The sequence below is a fragment of the Comamonas thiooxydans genome (assembly GCF_002157685.2).
GTDB classification, from domain to species: Bacteria; Pseudomonadota; Gammaproteobacteria; order Burkholderiales; family Burkholderiaceae_C; genus Comamonas; species Comamonas testosteroni_H.
Genome location: NZ_AP026738.1, coordinates 378,883 through 399,924 on the forward strand (window position 1 = coordinate 378,883; position 21,042 = coordinate 399,924).

At 64.3% G+C, this 21,042-nt stretch carries 10 protein-coding genes and 2 tRNA genes; 10 read left to right on the top strand and 2 right to left on the bottom strand.

The window, feature by feature from the left end; genetic code table 11:
- The first annotated feature begins 113 nt into the window (after window positions 1–113).
- The 10 genes from rpoC to recD all read left to right on the top strand — a co-directional run bounded on the left by rpoC (window position 114) and on the right by recD (window position 19,699).
- Window positions 114–4,337, top strand: coding sequence for a DNA-directed RNA polymerase subunit beta' (gene rpoC, locus CTR2_RS01770; RefSeq protein ID WP_003065685.1), 4,224 nt, complete (start codon window positions 114–116; stop codon window positions 4,335–4,337).
- A 207-nt stretch (window positions 4,338–4,544) separates the two neighbouring features.
- Window positions 4,545–5,930, top strand: coding sequence for a 16S rRNA (cytosine(967)-C(5))-methyltransferase RsmB (gene rsmB / locus CTR2_RS01775; RefSeq protein WP_087085346.1), 1,386 nt, complete (start codon window positions 4,545–4,547; stop codon window positions 5,928–5,930).
- A gap of 43 nt (window positions 5,931–5,973) precedes the next feature.
- Window positions 5,974–6,543 carry a DUF4390 domain-containing protein gene (locus tag CTR2_RS01780; protein WP_087085756.1) on the top strand — a complete coding sequence of 190 codons (570 nt, stop codon included), beginning with the start codon at window positions 5,974–5,976 and terminating at the stop codon, window positions 6,541–6,543.
- Window positions 6,543–8,864 (top strand): sensor histidine kinase, encoded by a 2,322-nt coding sequence (locus tag CTR2_RS01785; protein WP_087085345.1) that lies wholly within the window; start codon window positions 6,543–6,545, stop codon window positions 8,862–8,864. Before CTR2_RS01780 ends, CTR2_RS01785 begins: the two co-directional genes overlap by 1 nt.
- Before the next feature lie 39 nt (window positions 8,865–8,903).
- Window positions 8,904–9,569: a response regulator gene (locus tag CTR2_RS01790; RefSeq protein ID WP_003065673.1), complete on the top strand. Its 666-nt coding sequence runs from the start codon at window positions 8,904–8,906 to the stop codon at window positions 9,567–9,569.
- Window positions 9,570–9,653: 84 nt separating this feature from the next.
- Window positions 9,654–9,729, top strand: a tRNA-Phe gene (locus CTR2_RS01795).
- 174 nt (window positions 9,730–9,903) lie between these two features.
- Window positions 9,904–9,979: transfer RNA gene (locus CTR2_RS01800), tRNA-Phe, on the top strand.
- Window positions 9,980–10,218: 239 nt separating this feature from the next.
- Window positions 10,219–13,806 carry an exodeoxyribonuclease V subunit gamma gene (recC, locus tag CTR2_RS01805; protein ID WP_087085344.1) on the top strand — a complete coding sequence of 1,196 codons (3,588 nt, stop codon included), beginning with the start codon at window positions 10,219–10,221 and terminating at the stop codon, window positions 13,804–13,806.
- On the top strand, window positions 13,803–17,612 hold the full coding sequence (recB, locus tag CTR2_RS01810; RefSeq protein ID WP_087085343.1) for an exodeoxyribonuclease V subunit beta: 3,810 nt from the start codon (window positions 13,803–13,805) through the stop codon (window positions 17,610–17,612). The genes recC and recB overlap by 4 nt, the downstream gene beginning before the upstream one ends.
- Window positions 17,609–19,699 carry an exodeoxyribonuclease V subunit alpha gene (gene recD / locus CTR2_RS01815; protein WP_087085342.1) on the top strand — a complete coding sequence of 697 codons (2,091 nt, stop codon included), beginning with the start codon at window positions 17,609–17,611 and terminating at the stop codon, window positions 19,697–19,699. The genes recB and recD overlap by 4 nt, the downstream gene beginning before the upstream one ends.
- Window positions 19,700–19,800: 101 nt before the next feature.
- On the opposite strand, the gene CTR2_RS01820 is transcribed toward recD, so the two are convergent.
- Together CTR2_RS01820 and CTR2_RS01825 are read right to left on the bottom strand one after the other, a co-directional pair.
- The gene (locus CTR2_RS01820; protein ID WP_034352961.1) at window positions 19,801–20,214 is read right to left on the bottom strand and encodes a VOC family protein; all 414 of its coding nucleotides are present in this window, start codon (window positions 20,212–20,214) and stop codon (window positions 19,801–19,803) included.
- Between the two features lie 73 nt (window positions 20,215–20,287).
- Window positions 20,288–20,947 carry a glutathione S-transferase gene (locus CTR2_RS01825; protein ID WP_087085341.1) on the bottom strand — a complete coding sequence of 220 codons (660 nt, stop codon included), beginning with the start codon at window positions 20,945–20,947 and terminating at the stop codon, window positions 20,288–20,290.
- Between the last annotated feature and the right edge of the window lie 95 nt (window positions 20,948–21,042).

The following is a 21,042-nucleotide window of genomic DNA, read 5'->3' on the forward strand; positions in this document are numbered from 1 at the left end:
AAACAGAGAGCTGCAACCGCTTTAAAACAAAGGATTTGCGCTTGGTTCGTTGCTGAAACCAAGGCAAATCCAGCGGTGGCTGCAATGATTTTTGACGAAAAGGAAAGAGTTACATGAAATCGCTACTCGACCTGTTCAAGCAATTTACGCCTGATGAGCATTTCGATGCCATCAAGATCGGCCTGGCCTCGCCCGAGAAGATCCGTTCCTGGTCTTTCGGTGAAGTGAAGAAGCCTGAAACGATCAACTACCGTACTTTCAAGCCCGAGCGTGATGGTCTGTTCTGCGCCAAGATCTTTGGCCCGATCAAGGACTATGAATGCCTGTGCGGCAAGTACAAGCGCCTCAAGCACCGCGGTGTGATCTGCGAGAAGTGCGGCGTTGAAGTCACACAGACCAAAGTGCGTCGCGAACGCATGGGTCACATCGACCTGGCCGCGCCCTGCGCTCACATCTGGTTCCTGAAGTCCCTGCCTTCGCGCCTGGGCCTGGTGCTGGACATGACGCTGCGTGACATCGAGCGCGTGCTGTACTTCGAAGCCTATGTGGTGACCGATCCCGGCATGACTCCGCTGAAGAAGTTCAGCATCATGACCGAGGACGACTACGACGCCAAGCAACTCGAGTACGGCTACGATGAGTTCACCGCCAAGATGGGCGCTGAAGGCATCAAGGACCTGCTCGAAGGCATCGACATCGACGTCGAGATCGAGCGCCTGCGCAACGATCTGACCGGCTCCGAAGTCAAGGTCAAGAAGAACGCCAAGCGCCTGAAGCTGCTGGAAGCGTTCAAGAAGTCCGGCATCAAGCCCGAGTGGATGGTGATGGAAGTGCTGCCTGTGCTGCCTCCCGATCTGCGTCCTCTGGTGCCTCTGGACGGTGGCCGTTTCGCCACTTCCGACCTGAACGACCTGTACCGCCGCGTCATCAACCGCAACTCGCGTCTGCGTCGTCTGCTCGAGCTCAAGGCTCCTGAAATCATCGCGCGCAATGAAAAGCGCATGTTGCAGGAAGCCGTGGACTCGCTGCTGGACAACGGCCGTCGCGGCAAGGCCATGACGGGCGCCAACAAGCGTGCCCTGAAGTCTCTGGCCGACATGATCAAGGGCAAGAGCGGTCGTTTCCGTCAGAACTTGCTGGGCAAGCGCGTGGACTACTCCGGTCGTTCCGTGATTACCGTGGGTCCTTACCTCAAGCTGCACCAGTGCGGTCTGCCCAAGCTGATGGCGCTGGAGCTGTTCAAGCCCTTCATCTTCGCGCAGCTCGAGCAGCGCGGCATTGCCACGACCATCAAGGCTGCCAAGAAGGAAGTGGAAGCCGGTACGCCCGTGGTGTGGGACATCCTTGAAGAAGTCATCAAGGAACACCCCATCATGCTCAACCGTGCGCCTACGCTGCACCGTCTGGGTATCCAGGCTTTCGAGCCCATCCTGATCGAAGGCAAGGCCCTGCAACTGCACCCGCTGGTCTGCGCGGCCTTCAACGCCGACTTCGACGGTGACCAGATGGCTGTTCACGTGCCCCTGTCTGTGGAAGCGCAGATGGAAGCCCGCGTGCTGATGCTGGCCTCGAACAACGTGCTGTTCCCCGCTTCGGGCGAACCTTCCATCGTTCCTTCCCAGGACGTGGTGCTGGGTCTGTATCACGCCACGCGTGAAAAGATCAACGGCAAGGGCGAAGGCATGGTGTTTGCCGACCTGATGGAGCTGCAACGCGCTCTGGATGCCGGCGAGACCGAACTGCACGCCAAGATCAGCGTGCGCCTGACCGAGTGGAACAAGAACAAGGAAACCGGCGAATTCGAGCCCGTGACCTCGCTCGTGGAAACCACCGTGGGCCGTGCCCTGCTGTCTGAAATCCTGCCCAAGGGCCTGGCTTTCAGCAACATGAACAAGGCGCTGAAGAAGAAGGAAATCTCCAAGCTGATCAACGCCTCCTTCCGCAAGTGCGGTCTGAAGGCCACGGTCGTGTTTGCCGACAAGCTGCTGCAAAACGGTTTCCGTCTGTCCACGCACGCTGGTATCTCGATCTCCATCGACGACATGCTGGTGCCTCCGCAAAAGGCCGACATCCTGGCCCGCGCAGAGTCCGAAGTGAAGGAAATCGAGCAGCAGTACGTCTCGGGTCTGGTGACCTCGGGCGAACGCTACAACAAGGTGGTTGACATCTGGGGCAAGGCCGGCGACGACGTGTCCAAGGTGATGATGGACCAGCTCAAGGTCCAGAAGACCACCGACCGTCACGGCAACGAAGTCGATCAGGAATCGTTCAACGCGATTTACATGATGGCCGACTCCGGCGCCCGCGGCTCCGCAGCGCAGATTCGTCAGCTGGCCGGTATGCGTGGTCTGATGGCCAAGCCTGACGGCTCGATCATTGAGACGCCTATCACCGCGAACTTCCGCGAAGGCCTCAACGTGCTGCAGTACTTCATCTCGACCCACGGTGCTCGTAAGGGTCTGGCCGACACGGCGCTGAAGACGGCTAACTCCGGTTACCTGACTCGTCGTCTGGTGGACGTGACGCAGGATCTGGTCGTGAACGAACAGGATTGCGGTACCTCCAACGGCTATCTGATGCGCGCCATCGTCGAAGGCGGTGAAGTGATCGAATCCCTGCGCGATCGCGTGCTGGGCCGTTCGACCGCTGAAGAAGTGCTGCACCCCGAAACCCGTGCCGTGCTGGTTCCTGCCGGTACCCTGCTCAACGAAGACACCATCGAAGAGCTGGAAGCCCAGGGCGTGGACGAAATCAAGGTGCGTACGGCTCTGACCTGCGAAACCCGTTTCGGCCTGTGCGCCACCTGCTACGGTCGCGACCTGGGTCGTGGCGGCCTGATCAACCTCGGCGAAGCCGTGGGTGTGATCGCTGCCCAGTCCATCGGTGAACCCGGCACGCAGCTGACCATGCGTACCTTCCACATCGGTGGTGCCGCTTCGCGTGCCGCCATCGCCTCGAGCGTGGAAGCCAAGTCCAATGGTGTCATCGGCTTCAACAGCACGATGCGCTATGTGTCCAACACCAAGGGCGAGCTGGTGGTGATTTCGCGTTCCGGCGAGATCGTGATCAGCGAAAACGGCCGCGAGCGTGAGCGTCACAAAGTGCCTTACGGCGCCGTGCTGACCATCAAGCCCGACGAAGCCATCAAGGCCGGCAAGATCCTGGCGAACTGGGACCCGCTGACCCGACCCATCATTACCGAATACGCCGGTCAAGTGCGTTTCGAGAATGTGGAAGAAGGTCTGACGGTGGCCAAGCAGGTCGACGAAGTGACCGGTCTGTCCACTCTGGTGGTGATCGACCCCAAGCGTCGTGGCTCTGCCAAGGTGGTGCGTCCCCAGGTCAAGCTGATCGACGCCAACAACCAGGAAGTCAAGATTCCTGGTACCGACCACGCCGTGACGATTGGCTTCCAGGTCGGCGCCCTGATTCAGGTGCGCGACGGCCAGGACGTGGGCCCCGGCGAAGTGCTGGCCCGTATCCCTGTGGAAGGTCAGAAGACCCGCGACATTACCGGTGGTCTGCCCCGTGTGGCCGAACTGTTCGAAGCCCGTACGCCCAAGGACAAGGGCACTCTGGCCGAGATGACCGGTACCGTGTCCTTCGGCAAGGAAACCAAGGGCAAGATCCGCCTGCAGATCACCGATCTGGAAGGCAAGGTCTGGGAAGAACTGGTGCCCAAGGAGCGCAACATTCTGGTCCACGAAGGCCAGGTGGTGAACAAGGGCGAGTCCATCGTTGACGGTCCTGCCGATCCTCAAGACATCCTGCGTCTGCTGGGTATCGAAGAGCTGTCGCGCTACATCGTGGACGAGGTGCAGGACGTGTACCGCTTGCAGGGTGTGAAGATCAACGACAAGCACATCGAAGTGATCGTGCGTCAGATGCTGCGTCGCGTGATCATCGAGAACTCCGGCGATACCACCTACATCCAGGGTGAACAGGTCGAGCGTTCCGAGGTGCTCAACACCAACGAACAGATGCAGAAGGAAGGCAAGCTGCCTGCCACGTACTCCAACGTGCTGCTGGGTATCACCAAGGCTTCGCTGTCGACCGACTCGTTCATCTCCGCGGCTTCCTTCCAGGAAACCACCCGTGTTCTGACCGAAGCTGCCATCATGGGCAAGCGCGACGAGCTGCGTGGCCTGAAGGAAAACGTGATCGTGGGTCGTCTGATCCCCGCCGGTACCGGTCTGGCCTATCACCAGGCTCGCAAGGCCAAGGACGAAATGGACGATGCCGAGCGTCGTGCCATCGCCGAAGCCGAGGAAGCCGAGCTGGCCGGTGTGCTGGCTGATGACGTCGAAGCACCTGCTGGCGACGCTTCTGCCGACTAAGCATGGCACTGGGCCGCGGCCGGCAACGGCTGCGGTTCGCTGCTGATGCACCGCGCTCCCGCTCTGCCTTGTGCAGACGGGAGCGTTTTTCATTGATCAAGACACGACTTGCGCAAGCTCGGATCAGACCTGGCGTTTTCTCGATAGAAATGCCCGCTGTGCATCCTGGTCTGCGTCGGTTCTACAAGATTTTCAGGTCTGCTCTTCATGACTTCCAAGCCTTCCCAACCCAAGAACGCCGCCGCAGGTGCTGCCGTGCCCAACGCTCCTGCCCTGTGGCAACAGCTGGATGCAGTGGCCAAGGCCTTGCACGGCATCCTGGGTGGTCAGTCCAGCAAGGCTGTGCTGGCGCAGGTGCCGCAGCGCTTGCGTCCGGGAGTGCAGGCCTTGCTGTTCCAGGTGCTGCGCAATCTGGGGCGTGCCCAGGCGCTGCAAAAGCAGCTGGCACCGCGCGCACCGGCCCCCAAGGTCAGTGCCTTGCTGAGCACAGCACTGGCTCTGGCCTGGGATGAGGCGCAAGCCCCTTACCCGCCCTTCACCCTGGTCAACCAGGCCGTGGAAGCCGCCAAGAACGGCGCGGCACGCGCGCAGTCCGGCTTTATCAACGCCTGCCTGCGCCGCTTTCTGCGCGAGCGCGATGCCCTGGTGGGCGCGACCGACAACGATCCCGTGGCCGTCTGGAATCACCCTGCATGGTGGATTGCCCGGCTCAAAAAAGACCATCCCCAGGATTGGCAGGCCATCCTGGCGGCCAACAACGCCCAGCCGCCCATGACGCTGCGGGTGAATGCACAGAAAAGCACTCCAGCCCAGTATCAGAAGGCGCTGGAAGCCATGAATCTGAAAGCGACCGCAGTCGCCGAATGCGGTCTGCAGCTGGAGCAGGCGGTTCCAGTGCAGGAGCTGCCGCAGTTTGAAGAAGGTTGGGCCTCGGTGCAGGACGGCGCGGCACAGGCTGCTGCACCGCTACTGCTGGCTGGCTTGCCCCAGCCCCAGGGCCGCCCGCTGCGCGTGCTGGATGCCTGTGCTGCGCCCGGCGGCAAGACTGCCCATCTGCTCGAGCGCGCCGCGCCCGGCAGCATCGAAGTCACGGCCCTGGAGATCGACCCCGAGCGGGCTCGCCGCATCGGTGAAACCCTGTCGCGTCTGGGCCTGAGGGCCAAGGTGCTGGTGGCCGATGCGTCCGCGCCCCAGGCGTGGTTCGAATCGCAATGTGGCGCTCAGCTCTTCGATGCGATCTTGCTCGATGCGCCTTGCACGGCATCTGGCATTGTGCGTCGCCAGCCCGATGTGCGCTGGCTGCGCCGTGAGAGCGATGTGGCCCAGCTGGCAGACATCCAGTCCAGGCTGCTCGATACCCTGTGGCCGTTGCTGCAGCCCGGCGGTCGCATGGTCTATTGCACCTGCTCGGTCTTCAAGGCCGAGGGCGATGCCCAGATGCAAGCGTTTCTTGCACGCAACACTACGGCGGCCAGCTTGCCTGCTCCGGGTCATTTAATTCCCGGCAAAGCTGCCAAACACGATTCCGTGGCAGACAATCCTCTGGGTGACCACGACGGCTTTTTTTACGCTCTGCTGGAAAAATTGCGCTAACGCTGTAGCGGGGGCCTTGCGGCGTGCGGCCCGTGCAGCTGCGCTGGTGCTGGCACTGACCCTGAGTTTCGTGCTGGCCCGGGCCGATACCGTGCCGCCGGATATCAGTTCCATGCAGGTCACACGTACCGACGAGGGGGTGTTTCTCTCGGCCAATCTGCAGTTCGAGCTGCCCGGTCAGGTTGAAGATGCCCTGCGCCAGGGCATTCCCATGTATTTCATTGCCGAGGCTCAGGTGCAGCGCGAGCGCTGGTACTGGTCCGATCAGCAATTGGGCGTCGCCACCCGCTATTACCGCATCACGCACCAGCCGCTGACCAGGCGCTGGCGTTTGCATATCTCCAATTCCGCCTTCACCGGCGGCAGCGGTACCGGACTGGCGCTGGGCCAGTCCTACGAGCAGCTGGAGGATGCCATCGCAGCCATTCAACGCATTTACCGCTGGAAGATTCTGGAGTCAGGCCAGCTCGGCTCGACCTCCGGCGTCTTGGTGCAACTGCGCTTTCGCGTAGATCTGTCGTCCCTGCCCAGACCTTTACAGATTGGGGCTCTGGGGCGCTCGGGCTGGAATCTGCAACTGTCGCGCACGCAGACGCTGGAGGCCGCTCCCTGATGGCTGACATCAAGCTCCCGGACGGCGACGCCGGCGGCTCCTCTGCCGCGCGCTGGTCGCGCGCCACGCGCTGGGCCGTTGGCACGGGCGTGGCGCTGATGGTGGTGGTTGGGGTGCTGCTGCTGTTCCTGCTGACCCTGGCCACGAATAACCGGCTGGCCTATGAGCGCAACTACAACTGGCTGTTTGCCGCCAATGTCGTTGTGGCCGGATTGCTGCTGCTGGTGCTGTTCTGGGGCGGCTTGCGCCTGGCTCTGAGGCTCAGGCGCGGGCGTTTTGGCAGCAAGCTGTTGCTCAAGCTGGCGGGCATCTTCACCTTGGTGGGTTTGTTGCCGGGCTTGTTGATCTATGTGGTGTCCTACCAGTTTGTTTCGCGCTCGATAGAGAGCTGGTTTGACGTCAAGGTCGAGGGAGCCCTGTCTGCGGGCGTGAGCCTGGCCAGTGCCACGCTGGATACCGTGGCCAATGACATGGCCAACAACACGCGCACGGCAGGCCTTCAGCTCTCGCAGACTTCGGATGCAGGGGCGGCACTGATGCTGGAGCGCATCCGAGATCAGATCGGTGCCTCCGATGTAGTGCTCTGGAATGCATCAGGCAAGGCCATTGCCAGTGCCGGTCAGTCTCAATTCAGCCTGGCGCCGGAGCGGCCCAACACCCAGCTGCTGCGCAGCTTGAGGGAGCAGGGCGGTCAGCGTGCCGTGGCCAGCATCGAAGGCCTGGATGATGCCGGCGACGTGCCTGCCGATCAGGCCGCGGCCAACGCCAAGGTGCGCACACTGGCGCTGGTGCCCAGCTCGGCCGTGAATCTGTTGGAGGAGGCGCGTTATCTGCAGGCCACGATTCCCCTGCCGCAAGCCCTGGTCAGCAATGCCCTGGCCGTGCAGGAGGCCAATCGCGAGTATCAGGAGCGAGCACTTGCTCGTGGTGGATTGCAGCGCATGTATATCGGCACTCTGACGCTGGCGCTCTTTCTGGCCGTGTTTGGGGCCGTGGTGCTGGCCGTGGTGCTGGGCAACCAACTGGCCAAGCCCTTGTTGTTGCTGGCCCAGGGCATGCGCGATGTGGCGCGTGGCGATCTGCGTCCCAAGCCTGCGCTGCAGAGCAAGGACGAGATTGGCGGGCTGACGCGCTCTTTTGCCGTCATGACCCAGCAACTGGCCGATGCACGCTCCGACGCCAACCGCAATCTGCTGCAACTCGATGCGGCGCGCAGCAATCTGCAGACCATTCTGGACAACCTTACTTCGGGCGTCATCGTGCTCGATCGCTCCGGGCGCATCGTCCTCAGCAATCCCGGTGCAACACGCATTCTGCGTGCGCCCATGGCGGTGTTCCAGGGCAAGCGCCTGCGCGATGTCTCGGGTTTGCAGGACTTTGCGCGCGTGGTGCAGGAGCAGTTCGAGATCTTTCTCGGCGATGCTTCGGCCGAGCAGGGGCGTGATCGCTGGCAGCAGGTCTATGAGCTGGACGCGGGCAACGGCAACGGCGATGTGGTGCACAACACCACCAGCCTGGTCATGCGCGGTGCGGAGCTGCCCGACGACCAGCGCCTGCTGGTGTTTGACGACATCTCGGAGATCGTCTCTGCCCAGCGCGCACAGGCCTGGGGCGAGGTGGCGCGCCGCGTGGCGCATGAGATCAAGAATCCGCTGACGCCGATTCAGCTGTCTGCCGAGCGTCTGGCGATGAAGCTGACCGACAAGCTGCAGCCTGCGGAGCAGGCGCTGCTGGCCAAATCCGTGAAGACTATCGTCGATCAGGTGGGGGCCATGAAGCGTCTGGTTGATGAGTTTCGTGAATACGCACGTTTGCCGGCTGCCAATCTGCAAGCGCTGGATCTGAATGCACTGGTCGCTGAGGTGCTGCAGCTCTATGGCGAAGAGAATGCGGCAGTGCGTGTGGAGGCATCGCTCGACGAAGCCTGTCCGCTGATTCAGGGCGATAGCCAGCAATTGCGTCAGGTCATCCACAATCTTTTGCAAAATGCGCAAGATTCCACGGCGCAAAGAGCGCAGGAAACAGGGCAGACTCCAGGATCCGTCACCATCGAAACCCGCTGGATGGACACGGCCCAGCGTGTACGCCTGAGCATCAGCGACAGTGGCACAGGTTTTGCTCCCAATATTCTTCAAAGAGCCTTCGAGCCCTATGTGACCACCAAATCTCGCGGCACAGGCCTGGGTTTGGCCGTGGTCAAAAAAATCGCCGACGAGCATGGCGCAAGAGTGGACCTGGGTAATCGAGAGGAAGACGGGGTAGTGCAAGGCGCGCGAGTGTCGCTATCATTTGTACCTAACGACCGTGCGGGGACGGCTTGATCCCGTTCCGCACAAGGCATAGCAACAGGCTTTAGACACATGGCAAACATACTAGTGGTCGACGACGAACTGGGGATCCGGGATTTGTTGTCGGAAATCCTCAACGACGAAGGTCATAGTGTGGACGTGGCGGAGAACGCCACGCAGGCACGCGTATCCAGGGCAACACACAACTACGATCTGGTGCTGCTGGACATCTGGATGCCGGACACCGATGGCGTCACTCTGCTCAAGGAGTGGGCCACGGCCGGTCAGCTCACCATGCCCGTCATCATGATGAGCGGTCATGCGACCATCGAAACGGCCGTCGAGGCAACGCGCATCGGTGCACTGTCATTCCTCGAAAAGCCCATCACCATGCAGAAGCTGCTCAAGGCGGTGGAGCAGGGGCTGGCGCGCAGCACGGCCAGCCAGGGCTCGGAAACTGCAGCGCATGCCAGCAACGGCACGGCGCCATCGGCCGTGGTCAGCATCACGGCCCAGGCGGCGGAAGACAATCTGCCCAATTCGCACCAGGGCTTCGATCTCGACCGTCCCTTGCGAGAGGCGCGCGACGGCTTTGAAAAAGCCTATTTCGAATTCCACCTGGCCCGCGAAGGCGGCTCCATGACACGCGTGGCCGAGAAGACCGGCCTTGAGCGTACCCATCTGTATCGCAAGCTGCGCCAACTGGGCGTGGACCTTGGACGCAATCGCCGCGGATAATTGCCAAAAAATTCGCAGTTTTCGATTTGGGCTCCAAAAGTGTGCCTATAATCGTGGCTTCGGCACTCAAGGGTGTTGATGAAAGGCCCGGTAGCTCAGTCGGTAGAGCAGAGGATTGAAAATCCTTGTGTCGGCGGTTCGATTCCGTCCCAGGCCACCAGATTCAAAGCCCTGGATCAGCAATGATCCAGGGCTTTTCTGCATCCGGGCCTACTACTTTTCGGTGGCATAGCAGGCCGGCGAATGCTTTGGGCTGGAATGCCCAGGCGGGACGGGATGCAGAAAAATAGGCCTATAATCGTCGCTTCAGCAAATTCAAGTTGCTGGACAGCAAGGCCCGGTAGCTCAGTCGGTAGAGCAGAGGATTGAAAATCCTTGTGTCGGCGGTTCGATTCCGTCCCAGGCCACCAAACATCAAGCCCCAGATCAAAAATGATCTGGGGCTTTTTTCATTGCAGCCTCGAATGTCCGCAATGGGTCGTGGGCAACAAAAAGCAGAGCGGCTTGCGCTGGCTATGAGCTGATTTCAAGGTGTTTTGGCTTCAGTTTGTTTGGTGGGTGAGCGCAACCGGCTTTTCATTTGATAGCGCTTGCATGCTGCCGTTAAGCTTGCAGCTTTCATCGTGCACAGACAGGCACAGGAGCGCGTGTGACAGCAGAGCAGCAACCAAGGGCGTCGCAACCGGCAGCGAACTGGCAGCCGGGCCTGATCGCCATTCACGGCAACCAGACCGAGGCGCTGGCCGATACCGTGCTGGCCTGGCTGGCCGCGCATCCCTTGCAGGCGCTGGAGCCCGAGATCGTGCTGGTGCAGAGCAACGGCATGGCCGAGTGGTTCAAGATGCGCATGGCCGAGCAGCAGGGCGTGTGCGCCGCTGCACAGGTCGAGTTGCCGGCGCGCTTTGTCTGGCGCAGCTACCGGCAGATTCTGGGCAGGCACGAGGTGCCGCGCGAATCGCCGCTGGACAAGACGCCCATGATCTGGCGCCTGATGCGTCTGCTGCCGCTATGCCTGGGCGAGCCTGCGTTCGAACCGATTGCCAACTTTCTGCGCCCCGGCGAGCCGCAGCGCCTGTTGCAGCTCGCTGAAAAGCTGGCCGACCTGTTCGACCAGTACCAGATCTACCGTGCCGACTGGCTGGCTGCCTGGGAGCAGGGCGAGAATGTGCTGCGCACGGCGGGCCGCCCCGATGCGCCCGTGCCCGAAGGGCAGCTCTGGCAGCCCCAGTTGTGGCGCAAGGTGCTGGCCGAGCTCGATGAACAGGAGCGTGCCGCCACCCGCCCGGCCCTGCTGGCGCGGATTCTGGACGCACTGCAAAGCGGTCAGCCGCCGGTCACGCCGCTGGCGCGCCGCGTGGTGGTGTTCGGCATGAGCCAGATGCCTCTGTCGCTGATGCAGTTTCTCAGCGGCATTGCCCAGCACAGTCAGGTGCTGATTGCCGTTCCCAACCCCTGCCGCTTTCACTGGGCCGATGCCATCGACGGGCGCGAGCTGCTGCGCCAGCAGCGCCGCCGCCATGCCGACAAGGGCGGCAAGGACCTGGCGCAGATTCCGCTGGCGGCCATGCACGCCCATGCCCATCCGCTGCTGGCGGCATGGGGGCGGCAGAGCCGTGACTATGTGCGCCAGCTCGATGCTTTCGACACCACGGGCGACACCGCCGTGCAATGGGGCTGGCCGCGTGTGGATGTGTATGACGAGGCAGACTCGAGCGAGCTGATCGATGCACCGCTGCTGACCCAGGTGCAGCAGCGCATTCGCGATCTGGTGCCCATGTCGGAGCACCCTGCGGTCGAGATTGCAGCGGCCGACCAGTCCATCGTCTTTCACAAGGCCCATGGCCTGGTGCGCGAGCTCGAAGTGCTGCACGACCAGCTGCTGCAATGGCTGGCCGAGCCTGCCGCTGCGGGTCGCGCAGCGCTGGCGCCGCGCGAGGTGGTGGTCATGCTGCCGTCGATCGAAGAGGCTGCACCCGCCATCCGCGCCGTGTTCGGCCAGTACGGCCGCCACGATGCGCGCCATATTCCGTTTGATATCGCCGACGTGGGCGCGCGCGCCAGCAGCCCGCTGGTGACGGCGCTGCAATGGCTGCTCAAGCTGCCGCAGCAGCGCTGCCGTCTGAGCGAGTTGTGCGACCTGCTCGATGTGCCCGCCGTGGCGGCGCGCGTGGGGCTGGCGGCCGACGATCTGCCCCAGCTCACGCACTGGATGGCCGGTGCGGGCATTCGCTGGGGGCTCAACCATGCGCAGCGAGCCCAGCTGGGTCTGGCAGCCTGCGGTGATCCGAACAGCGCCTGGTTCGGCCTGCGCCGCATGCTGCTGGGCTATGCCAGCGGGCCGGCGTTGGATGCGGCCTTCGACGAGACACAGGCTTTTGCCGGCATGGAGCCCTATGACGAAGTGGGTGGCCTGACGGCCGAGCTGGCCGGATCGCTGGCCAGCTTGCTGGGGCGCATGCTGCAATGGTGGCAAGCTGCCGGCGAGGCGGCTGCCCCCCAGGCCTGGGCGCAGCGCTTTCGTGCACTACTCGATGATTTCTTTGTCGCGCAGGGCGATGAAGACCAGGCCTTGTGCGCTGCACTCGACACGGCTCTGGTCGGCTGGCAGGCCGCCTGCGAGCAAGCGGGCTTCGATGCCCTCATCCCGCTGGAGGTGGCGCAGGAGGCCTGGTTGCAGGCCCTGTCCGAGCCCGCGCTCAACCAGCGCTTTCGCGCCGGCGGCGTGACTTTTTGCACTCTGATGCCCATGCGCGCCATTCCCTTCGACGTGGTGTGTCTGCTGGGCATGAACGATGGCGACTACCCGCGCCGCGCCATGCGCGTGGACTTCGATCTGATGGCCTTGCCCGGCCAGCAGCGACCCGGCGACCGCGCGCGCCGTGACGATGATCGCCAGCTGATGCTGGATGCCTTGCTGTCGGCCCGCAGCAAGCTCTACATCAGCTGGGCCGGCCGCCATGTGCGCGACAACAGCGAACAGCCCCCCTCGGTGCTGGTCTCGCAGCTGCGCGACTATCTGAGCCAGGGCTGGCAGGGCGAAGGCAGTGCAGGCCTTGGCGCCAGCGGGCGCGGAGATCTGCTGCTGGCCCAGCGTACCCGGCAGCACCCTTTGCAGCCCTTCAGCCGCCGCTATTTCGAGCAGGCTTCGGGACTGTCGACCTTCGCGCGCGAATGGTATGGCGCGCATGAAGAGCGGGCCGCGCAGGTGCTGCCTGTCGTGGCCGCGTTCGAGCCCGATCCCGAAGTGCCGCTGACGCTGGCGCGCCTGACGGAGTTTCTGCGCCATCCCGCACGCAGCTTTTTGCGCAACCGCCTGCAGGTGCGCTTTGAACAGGATGAGGAGCTGCTGGAGGACGACGAGCTTTTCAGCGTCGATGGTCTGACCGCCTACGGCCTGATTCAGCAGCTGCAGCAAGGTGTGCGCACGCAGCTGGCGCACGATGCGGCGCTGGACGTGGGCATGCAGGTGCAGCGCCAGGTGCAGCGTCTGGGGCGTGCCGGCGTGTTGCCGCTGGCAGGACTTGGCAGGCGAGAGGCCGAGGCCTTGCAGGCCCAGGCCACGCCGTCGCTGCTGGCCTGGCAGCAGCAGATGCGGCTGTGGCCCCATGCGGCGCCGCGCGAGCGGCTGTTGCTGCACTCCGGCGCGGTCACGCTGGACGATTGGATGGATGGCTTGCAGGAGCGCCAGGAGCCGCCCTCGGATGCAGGCCACAGCCGCTGCTGGTTCGCGCTGGAGCCGCGCACGCTGCTGAACAAAAAGGGCGAGCTGCAGGCCCACAAGCTGCTGCCCATTTATGTGCGCAGTCTGGCGCTTTCAAGCAGGGGCAGCGACACGCTGATGGGCGTGATCGCACGCGATACCCTGGTCTGGGTGCAGCCGCTGGAGCCGGAGGTGGCCACGCAGCGCTTGCAGGCCTTGATGCAGCTGTGGCTGACGGGCCAGAACGAGCCCTTGCCGCTGCCTCTCAAAGCCGCCATCGCAGCGGGCAGGGACGAGCTGAACGCCGCCGCACAGGCCTACGAGGGCGGCTATATGCTGGGCGGCGAATGCGAAGACCCCAGCTGGGCGCGCTGCTACCCCGACTGGGAGGCGCTGACGGCCGATCTGCGCTTTCATGCCCTGGCCAAACAGGTCTATGGCCCGCTGCATGACTGGCTGGCCGCGCAGGTGCAGACCGAGGATCTGCCCTTGATGCAGTGCGCAGACCAGAACGAACAACCAGGAGAGCCGGCATGAGCGAGCCCGCCAACCCGATGAAGCCCGGCAGCCAGGCGCTGCAGCCCCTGCATTTCCCGCTCTGGGGCTCGCGCCTGATCGAAGCCAGCGCGGGCACAGGCAAGACCTGGACCATTGCAGCCCTCTATCTGCGGCTGGTGCTGGGCCACGGCGCAGAGAACGGCTTTGCCCGAGCATTGATGCCGCCCGATATTCTGGTCATGACCTTCACGCGGGCCGCCACGCGCGAGCTGTCGGACCGCATCCGTGCCCGCCTGATCGAGGCCGTGCAATGCTTTCGCGGCGAGGCCGAACCGGCGGCGCACGACGGCTTTCTGCGCGATCTGCGCGATGCCTACGCCGAAGGCACAGAGCGCGAAACCGCTGCCTGGCGGCTGGACATGGCTGCGCAGTGCATGGACGATGCCGCCATCCACACCATAGACGCCTGGTGCCAGCGCATGCTGCGCGAGCATGCCTTCGACAGCGGCAATCTGTTTGATGAAACGCTGGAGGCCGACGAAAGCCAGCGTCAGACCGAGGCTGCACAGGATTACTGGCGCCAGCAGTGCTACCCGCTGTCGGGCGAGGTGCTGGAGACGGCGCTGCAGGTCTGGCCCGATGTGCAGGCTCTGGTCAAGGATATGCAGTCGCTGCTGCGTGAGAACATCGCTGCCACGGCGGGTGCCGGCACGCTGGGCGACTGCATTGTGCAGACGCTGGCTGAGCGTGAGCAGCAACTGCGAATGCTCAGCGATGGCTGGGAACAAAAAGCGCAGCAGTTCGAGGATTGGCTGGACGGCCAGTTGGGCACCAACAAAAGTGCTTGGAATGGCTTGAAGCTCAAGCCTGCCAACTACAAGAACTGGCTGAAAGCATTGCGGGAGTGGGCTGCCGCACCGCACGATGGGTTGGCGGCTGCGATGAAGACGGGAGCGACCCGTTTGGTGCCTGCCGGGCTGGATGAAGCGCGCAAGGGTGATGCGCCGGTGGAGCTGCCTCCCGCATCTGTCGAGCTGCAGCAGCTGCTTCAGGCCCTGGCGCAGCTGCCGTCCCTGCATGTGGCACTGCGCCTGCATGCAGCAGTCCATGTGCAGCAGCGCCTGCTGTGGCTCAAGCGCCAGGCCGGCACTTTCGGCTTTGCCGACATGTTGCAGCGCCTGGATGCGGCCTTGGCCGGCGATAACGGCCCCGCGCTGCAGGCCGGCATTCTGGCCCAGTACCCGGTGGCGCTGATTGACGAGTTCCAGGACACCTCGCCGCTGCAATACCGGCTGTTCGACCAGATCTACTGCACGGCAGACAACCGCGCGGACAGCGCGCTGCTGCTGATCGGCGACCCCAAGCAGTCCATCTACGGCTTTCGTGGTGCGGACATCTACAGCTATCTGCAGGCCAGGCAGGCGACCGAGGGGCGCCACTATGTGCTGGACACCAACTTCCGCTCCACGCAGGCGCTGGTCGATGCGGTCAACCAATGGTTTGTGCAGGCTGAAGTGCGCGAAGGCGAGGGGGCGTTCCTGTTCCGCGCCGGGCAGAGCAATCCGCTGCCGTTCGAGAGCGTCAAGGCAAATGGCCGCAAGGAGTTGTTGATGCAGGGCAGCCAGCGCATGGCCGCGCTGACCATTGCCTGGGACGGCAGCAGCGATGAGCCACTGAGCAATGACGACATCCGCCGCCGTGGGGCGGAGTTCTGCGCCAGCCAGATCGTGCAGTGGCTGATGGACGGTGCCACGGGCTTTGCCGAAGCCGGCCAGCCGCTACAGCGTCTGCGTCCGGCCGATATCGCGGTGCTGGTGCGCACGGGCAAGGAAGCCACTGCCGTGCGCCGCGCGCTGGCACGGCGCAATGTGGCCTCGGTCTACCTCTCCGATCAGGACTCGGTCTTCGCCAGCGGCGAGGCGCAAGACCTGCTGCTGTGGCTGCGTGCCGTGGCCGCGCCCCTGGACGGACTGGCCGTGCGCGCCGGTCTGGCCACGCCCATGATGGGACTGTCGTTTGACGAGCTGGCATGGCTGGCCAGCGATGACGAGGCCTTCGACGCGCGCAGCGAGCTGCTCAAGGAGCTGCACAGCCTCTGGCTGCGCCTGGGCGTGCTGGCCATGCTGCGCCAGACGCTGTACCGCTTTGAATTGCCGGCGCGCTGGCTGAAGGACATGGGCGGCGAGCGCCGTCTGACCAACTATCTGCACCTGGCCGAGCTGCTGCAAGGCGCGAGTGCCCAGTTGGAGGGCGAGCAGGCGCTGATCCGCTGGCTGGCGACCCAGATCGAGAACCCGGGCGCGGCCGGCGATGCGCAGATCGTGCGGCTGGAATCGGACGCCGATCTGGTCAAGGTCGTCACCGTGCACAAGAGCAAGGGGCTGGAGTATCCGCTGGTCTGCCTGCCGTTTGGCGGCAGCTTCCGGCCTGTGGACGGCAAGGCGGCCTATCTTTCGCTGCCCGTGCAGATCGATGGCGCACCCGCGCGCGAGCTGGTGCTGGACTACGACGATGCACAACTGGCGCAGGCCGACAAGGAGCGCCTGCGCGAGGATCTGCGCCTGCTCTATGTGGCGCTGACCCGTCCGCGCCATGCGTTGTGGATGGGGCTGGCCCCCATGAAGCGCGGCAACAGCAAAAACTGTGCGAACGAGCAGGGGGCTGCGGGCTATCTGCTGGCCGGAGATGTTGCGCAGTCCGCTGCCAGCTGGCGCGCCAGCATCCAGGCCCTGAGCGAGCGTTGCACGCAGATCGCCGTGGTGGATCTGCCGGCCGAACTGCCCGTGGCCTCGCGCTATGTTGCCGCGCAGGCCTTGCCCGCCCTGACCGCCGCGCCGATGTACGCGGCGCAGTTCGACCGCCGCTGGGGCATTGGCAGCTTTTCGTCGCTGACCCGCGCCATGGCCGCACCCAGCCTGCCGGTCCTGCCGGTGGCCGCACAAAGCCCCGCCGAGGACGAGCGTGCGCTGCAGGCCCAGGAGGCCGGTGAAGCTGCGCTGGACCTGGGCGTCATCAACGAGGTCATGACCGCCCTGCCCACCTTGACCAGATTCGCCGCCGGCGCGCGCAGCGATGCTGCGGTGTGGCACCGCTTCATGCGCGGCCCGGTGGTGGGCAATTTCCTGCACGACCAGCTGGAATGGCTGGCCGCCGAGGACTTTGCGCTGCAGGCTCAGGATGATCCCGACAACAGCGAGCCCCTGGCGACCCGCCTGCTGCGCCGCTGCGAGCGTGCGGGCCGCAAGGAGCAGGCCGCCGATGTGCTGCAGTGGCTGCGCGCCGTGGTGCACCAGCCGCTGGCGCCGCTCGGTGTCTCGCTGGCCCAGCTGGGCGAAGGCGATGCGCTGTTGCCCGAGATGGAGTTCTGGCTGCCAGCGCGGCGCCTGTCGGCACCGCATATCGACGCGCTGTGCCGCCGGCATATCCTGCCCGGTCAGCCGCGCCCGGCGCTGCCCGAGCGTGAGCTGCACGGCATGCTGATGGGCTTTGCCGACCTGGTGTTTCACCATGCCGGTCGTTACTGGGTGCTGGACTACAAGACCAACCACCTGGGTCAGGACAGTGCGGGCTATACCCCTCAGGCGCTGGAGCAGGCCATGCTCGAGCACCGTTATGACGTGCAGGCGGCGCTGTATCTGCTGGCTTTGCACCGCCTGCTGCAAAGCCGGCTGGGCGCGGCTTACGACCCTCGGCAACAACTGGGCGGCGCGCTCTATTTCTTTCTGCGCGGTCTCGATGGCGAGGCCGCCGGCATGCATGTGCTCAAGCCGCCGCTGGCGCTGCTGCAAGGGCTTGAGGCGCTTCTCGGCGACTGCGAGCAAGAATCGAAGGAGGAGCAGCCATGAAGGGCCGCCGCAAAGCCGATCTGCAGACGCTGGACCTGTTCGCAGCCCCCGCGGATGGCGACACGATTGCGCTGGACACCACGGCCTGGCTGGCCGCTCTGGAGCGTCTGGCCGATGCCGGCCTGCTGCGCCGTCTGGACAGCGCCCTGGCGGCTTTTGTGGCCGCGCAGGATGCCGAGGCCGGGCCCGCACTGCTGGTAGCCACGGCCGTGCTGGCGCAGATGGAGGGGCGCGGACACAGCTGTCTGCCCTTGCAGGCGCTGGCTGGCGATCCCAATCAGATTCTCGCCTGGCCAAAGGAGGCCGAGCGCCTGCAGCAATCGCTATGGGAGCAATTGCCCGGTCGGCTTGCCGACTGGCTGCAGGCCCTGCGTCGCAGCCCCGTGGTGCGTGTCGTGCAGCCGGGCGCGGTGGCGGCAGACCGAGGCCAGCCGCTGGTGCTGCTGGACGGCGCTGCGCCCTTGCTGTATTTGCGCCGCTACTGGGACTATGAGCGCAGTGTCGCCGCGCATATGGCGCAGCGCACGGCGGCCGATGCGGTGGCGCTTGACGAGCCCAGGGTCCGCGACTGGCTGGGGCGGCTTTTCAGCTCGCCCGCCGCTGCCGCGAATGCGGTGGACTGGCAAAAGCTGGCTTGCGCGCTGGCGCTGCGGGGGCGCATGTCCGTCATCACCGGCGGGCCGGGCACGGGCAAGACCTATACGGCGGCCCGTCTGCTGGCGCTGCTGTTTGCCACGGCACCGGATGCCGCCCAGCTGCGCGTCGCACTGGCTGCGCCAACCGGCAAGGCGGCGGCGCGGCTCAAGCAGTCCATCGACAGCTCGCTGCTGGAGCTGAAGGAGGCCGTGGGCCGCGAGCTGGATCTGGAAGCACTGGTCAAGCGCATGGGGGCGGCACGCACCCTGCATTCGCTGCTGGGCGCCAGGCCCGACACGCGGCGCTTTGCCCACCATACGGGCAATCCGCTGGATGTCGACGTGCTCATCGTCGATGAGGCCTCCATGATCCACCTCGAGATGATGGCCGCGCTGCTGCAGGCCCTGCCGCCCACGGCGCGCCTGATTCTGCTGGGCGATAAGGATCAGCTCGCCTCGGTGGAGGCCGGTGCCGTGCTGGGCGATCTGTGCCGCGATGCGCAGCGGGGCAATTACACGCCAGACACCGCGGCCTATGCCGAGCGCGTGACGGGCCAGCCCCTGCCAGCGCAGTACCTGGCGCCAGCCAGGACCTTGCCGCTGGCCCAGCACACGGTCATGCTGCGCGAGAGCCGCCGCTTTGGCGGCCCTATCGGTCAGCTGGCACAGGCCGTGAATGCCGGCGATGCACCTTCTGCCATGGCGCTGCTGCGCACGCAGACCCAGGCCGGCCTGCATGCCGAACTCTGGGCGCGTGAAGGCGGTGAGGTCGAGGCCGTGGTGCGCAGCGCCGTGCAAGGCCGTGGCGGCATGGCCAGCTATGCCGCCTATGCCAAGGTGCTGGAAAGGCATGGGCAGGGCAAGGGGCGCGGCTTTGCCACCGAGGCCGAGCACCAGCAATGGGTGAGGGACGTGCTGGCTGCCTTCGACCGCTACCGCCTGCTCTGCGCCGTGCGCGATGGCAGCTGGGGTGTGGCGGGTCTGAACCGCGCGGTGGAGCAGGCCCTGCAGGCCATGGGCGCCATACGCAAGGAGGGCGAGTGGTATATGGGCCGTCCGGTGATGGTCACCCGCAACGATGCACAGCTGGGCGTGTTCAATGGCGACATCGGCATGGCTCTGCCCAGCTTTGCCGACCCGGCGCGGCTGCGTGTGTACTTCATGCAGGGCGAGCATCTGCACCATGTCAGCACGGCGCGCCTGGCCCATGTGGAGACCGCATTTGCCATGACGGTGCACAAGAGCCAGGGGTCAGAGTTCGAGCACACGGCGCTGGTGCTGGCCGCGCAGGGCGGCAACCTGCTCAGCCGCGAGCTGGTCTACACCGGCATTACGCGGGCGCGCAAGGCGTTCTCGTTGTGGGCCGAAGTGCCCGGCCTGCTGGTGTCGGCGATGGGTAGTCCCACGCAGCGCAGCAGCGGTTTGCTGGGATTCATGGAGAGTGCTTGGTAGCTTGTGGGTGAGATCCTGTTTTGATAGCTGCTGGCGCAATACAGGTAAGCGCTTGAGACTGATTTCGCTCAATCTTGCAAGACGCGAAGCGGCTCAGGGGGTTAGTGTTCGTAAACCGCTTCCCAGTTGGCAAATCCCTTGACCTCGATCGGGTTGCCGCAGGGGTCGGTGAAGAACATCGTCCACTGCTCGCCTGGCTCGCCCTCGAAGCGCACCTGCGGCTCCAGAATGAAGGCCGTGCCGGCGGCTTTGAGGCGTTCGGCCAGGGCCAGCCAGTCGGGCTTGAGCAGGATCACGCCCAGGTGGGGCATGGGCACCATATGGTTGCCGACCTTGCCGGTGTTGCTCACGGCAAAGGGTTGGCCCAGGTGCAGGGAGATCTGGTGGCCGAAGAAGTCGAAATCGACCCAGGTGTCGGTGCTGCGACCCTCGCGGCAGCCCAGCACGCCGCCGTAGAAACGGCGGGCCTGGTCGAGATCGGTCACGTGGTAGGCAAGATGAAAAGCGCTTTGCATGATGGTCGCAAGCGTAGCATCAGCGGGCCCGGTCCGGTCCGGCCCGGCCCGGCTAGACCAGACCCTGCGCGCATCAGCGTGCAGCCTTGGCCTGCATGCGTGCCATCAGCTCCTCGGTGTTGCTCTTGCGATCGGCGTTGACCTTCTGCACTGTGGGACGCTCGCTCATGCGTGCCAGATAGTCGCGCACCGGCAGCTCGGCCAGCAGGTCGCTGCCGCCCACGATCTTGCAGGCGCTGCTGACCAGGGGCAGGTGCACGATGGCGCTGCAGTCGGCCAGCGTGAAGCTGTCGCCCGCGATGAACGGGGTATCGAAGCGGGCCAGCTTGGCAAAGGCCGCAATGTTCTTTTTGAGCTGCTCCAGCGTCTTGTCGCGCGTGGAGTCGCTGATCTTGCCGCCGAAGAAGGCCTGGGGGTAGAGGTTGCGCGCCACCAGCTCCAGGTGCAGATTCAGATAGACGCAAAGCTCACGCACCTTGGCGGCAGCAAAGGGGTCTGCGGGCAGCAGCGGCACCTTGCTGGACAGTGTTTCCACATATTCGATGATGGCGTCGGACTCGCTGATGGCGCCATGCTGGGTGCGCAGATACGGCACCTTGCCCAGCGGAGATTCCTCGGGGTTGGTGCTGCCAAGCCAGGCCAGTTCCTCGGCGAAGGGAATCTGCTTTTCCATCAAGGCCAGCTTGACCTTGTTGTAGTAATTGCTGGCTGAAAATCCGCACAAAGTCAGCATGCTTGTCTCCTGATCGGTGGTTGTGAATAGGTATACGTGGCCAGTTATCGTAGAGGCAAGTGGCGCAAGCCCTGCGTCGCCAACCGGATAGCGGG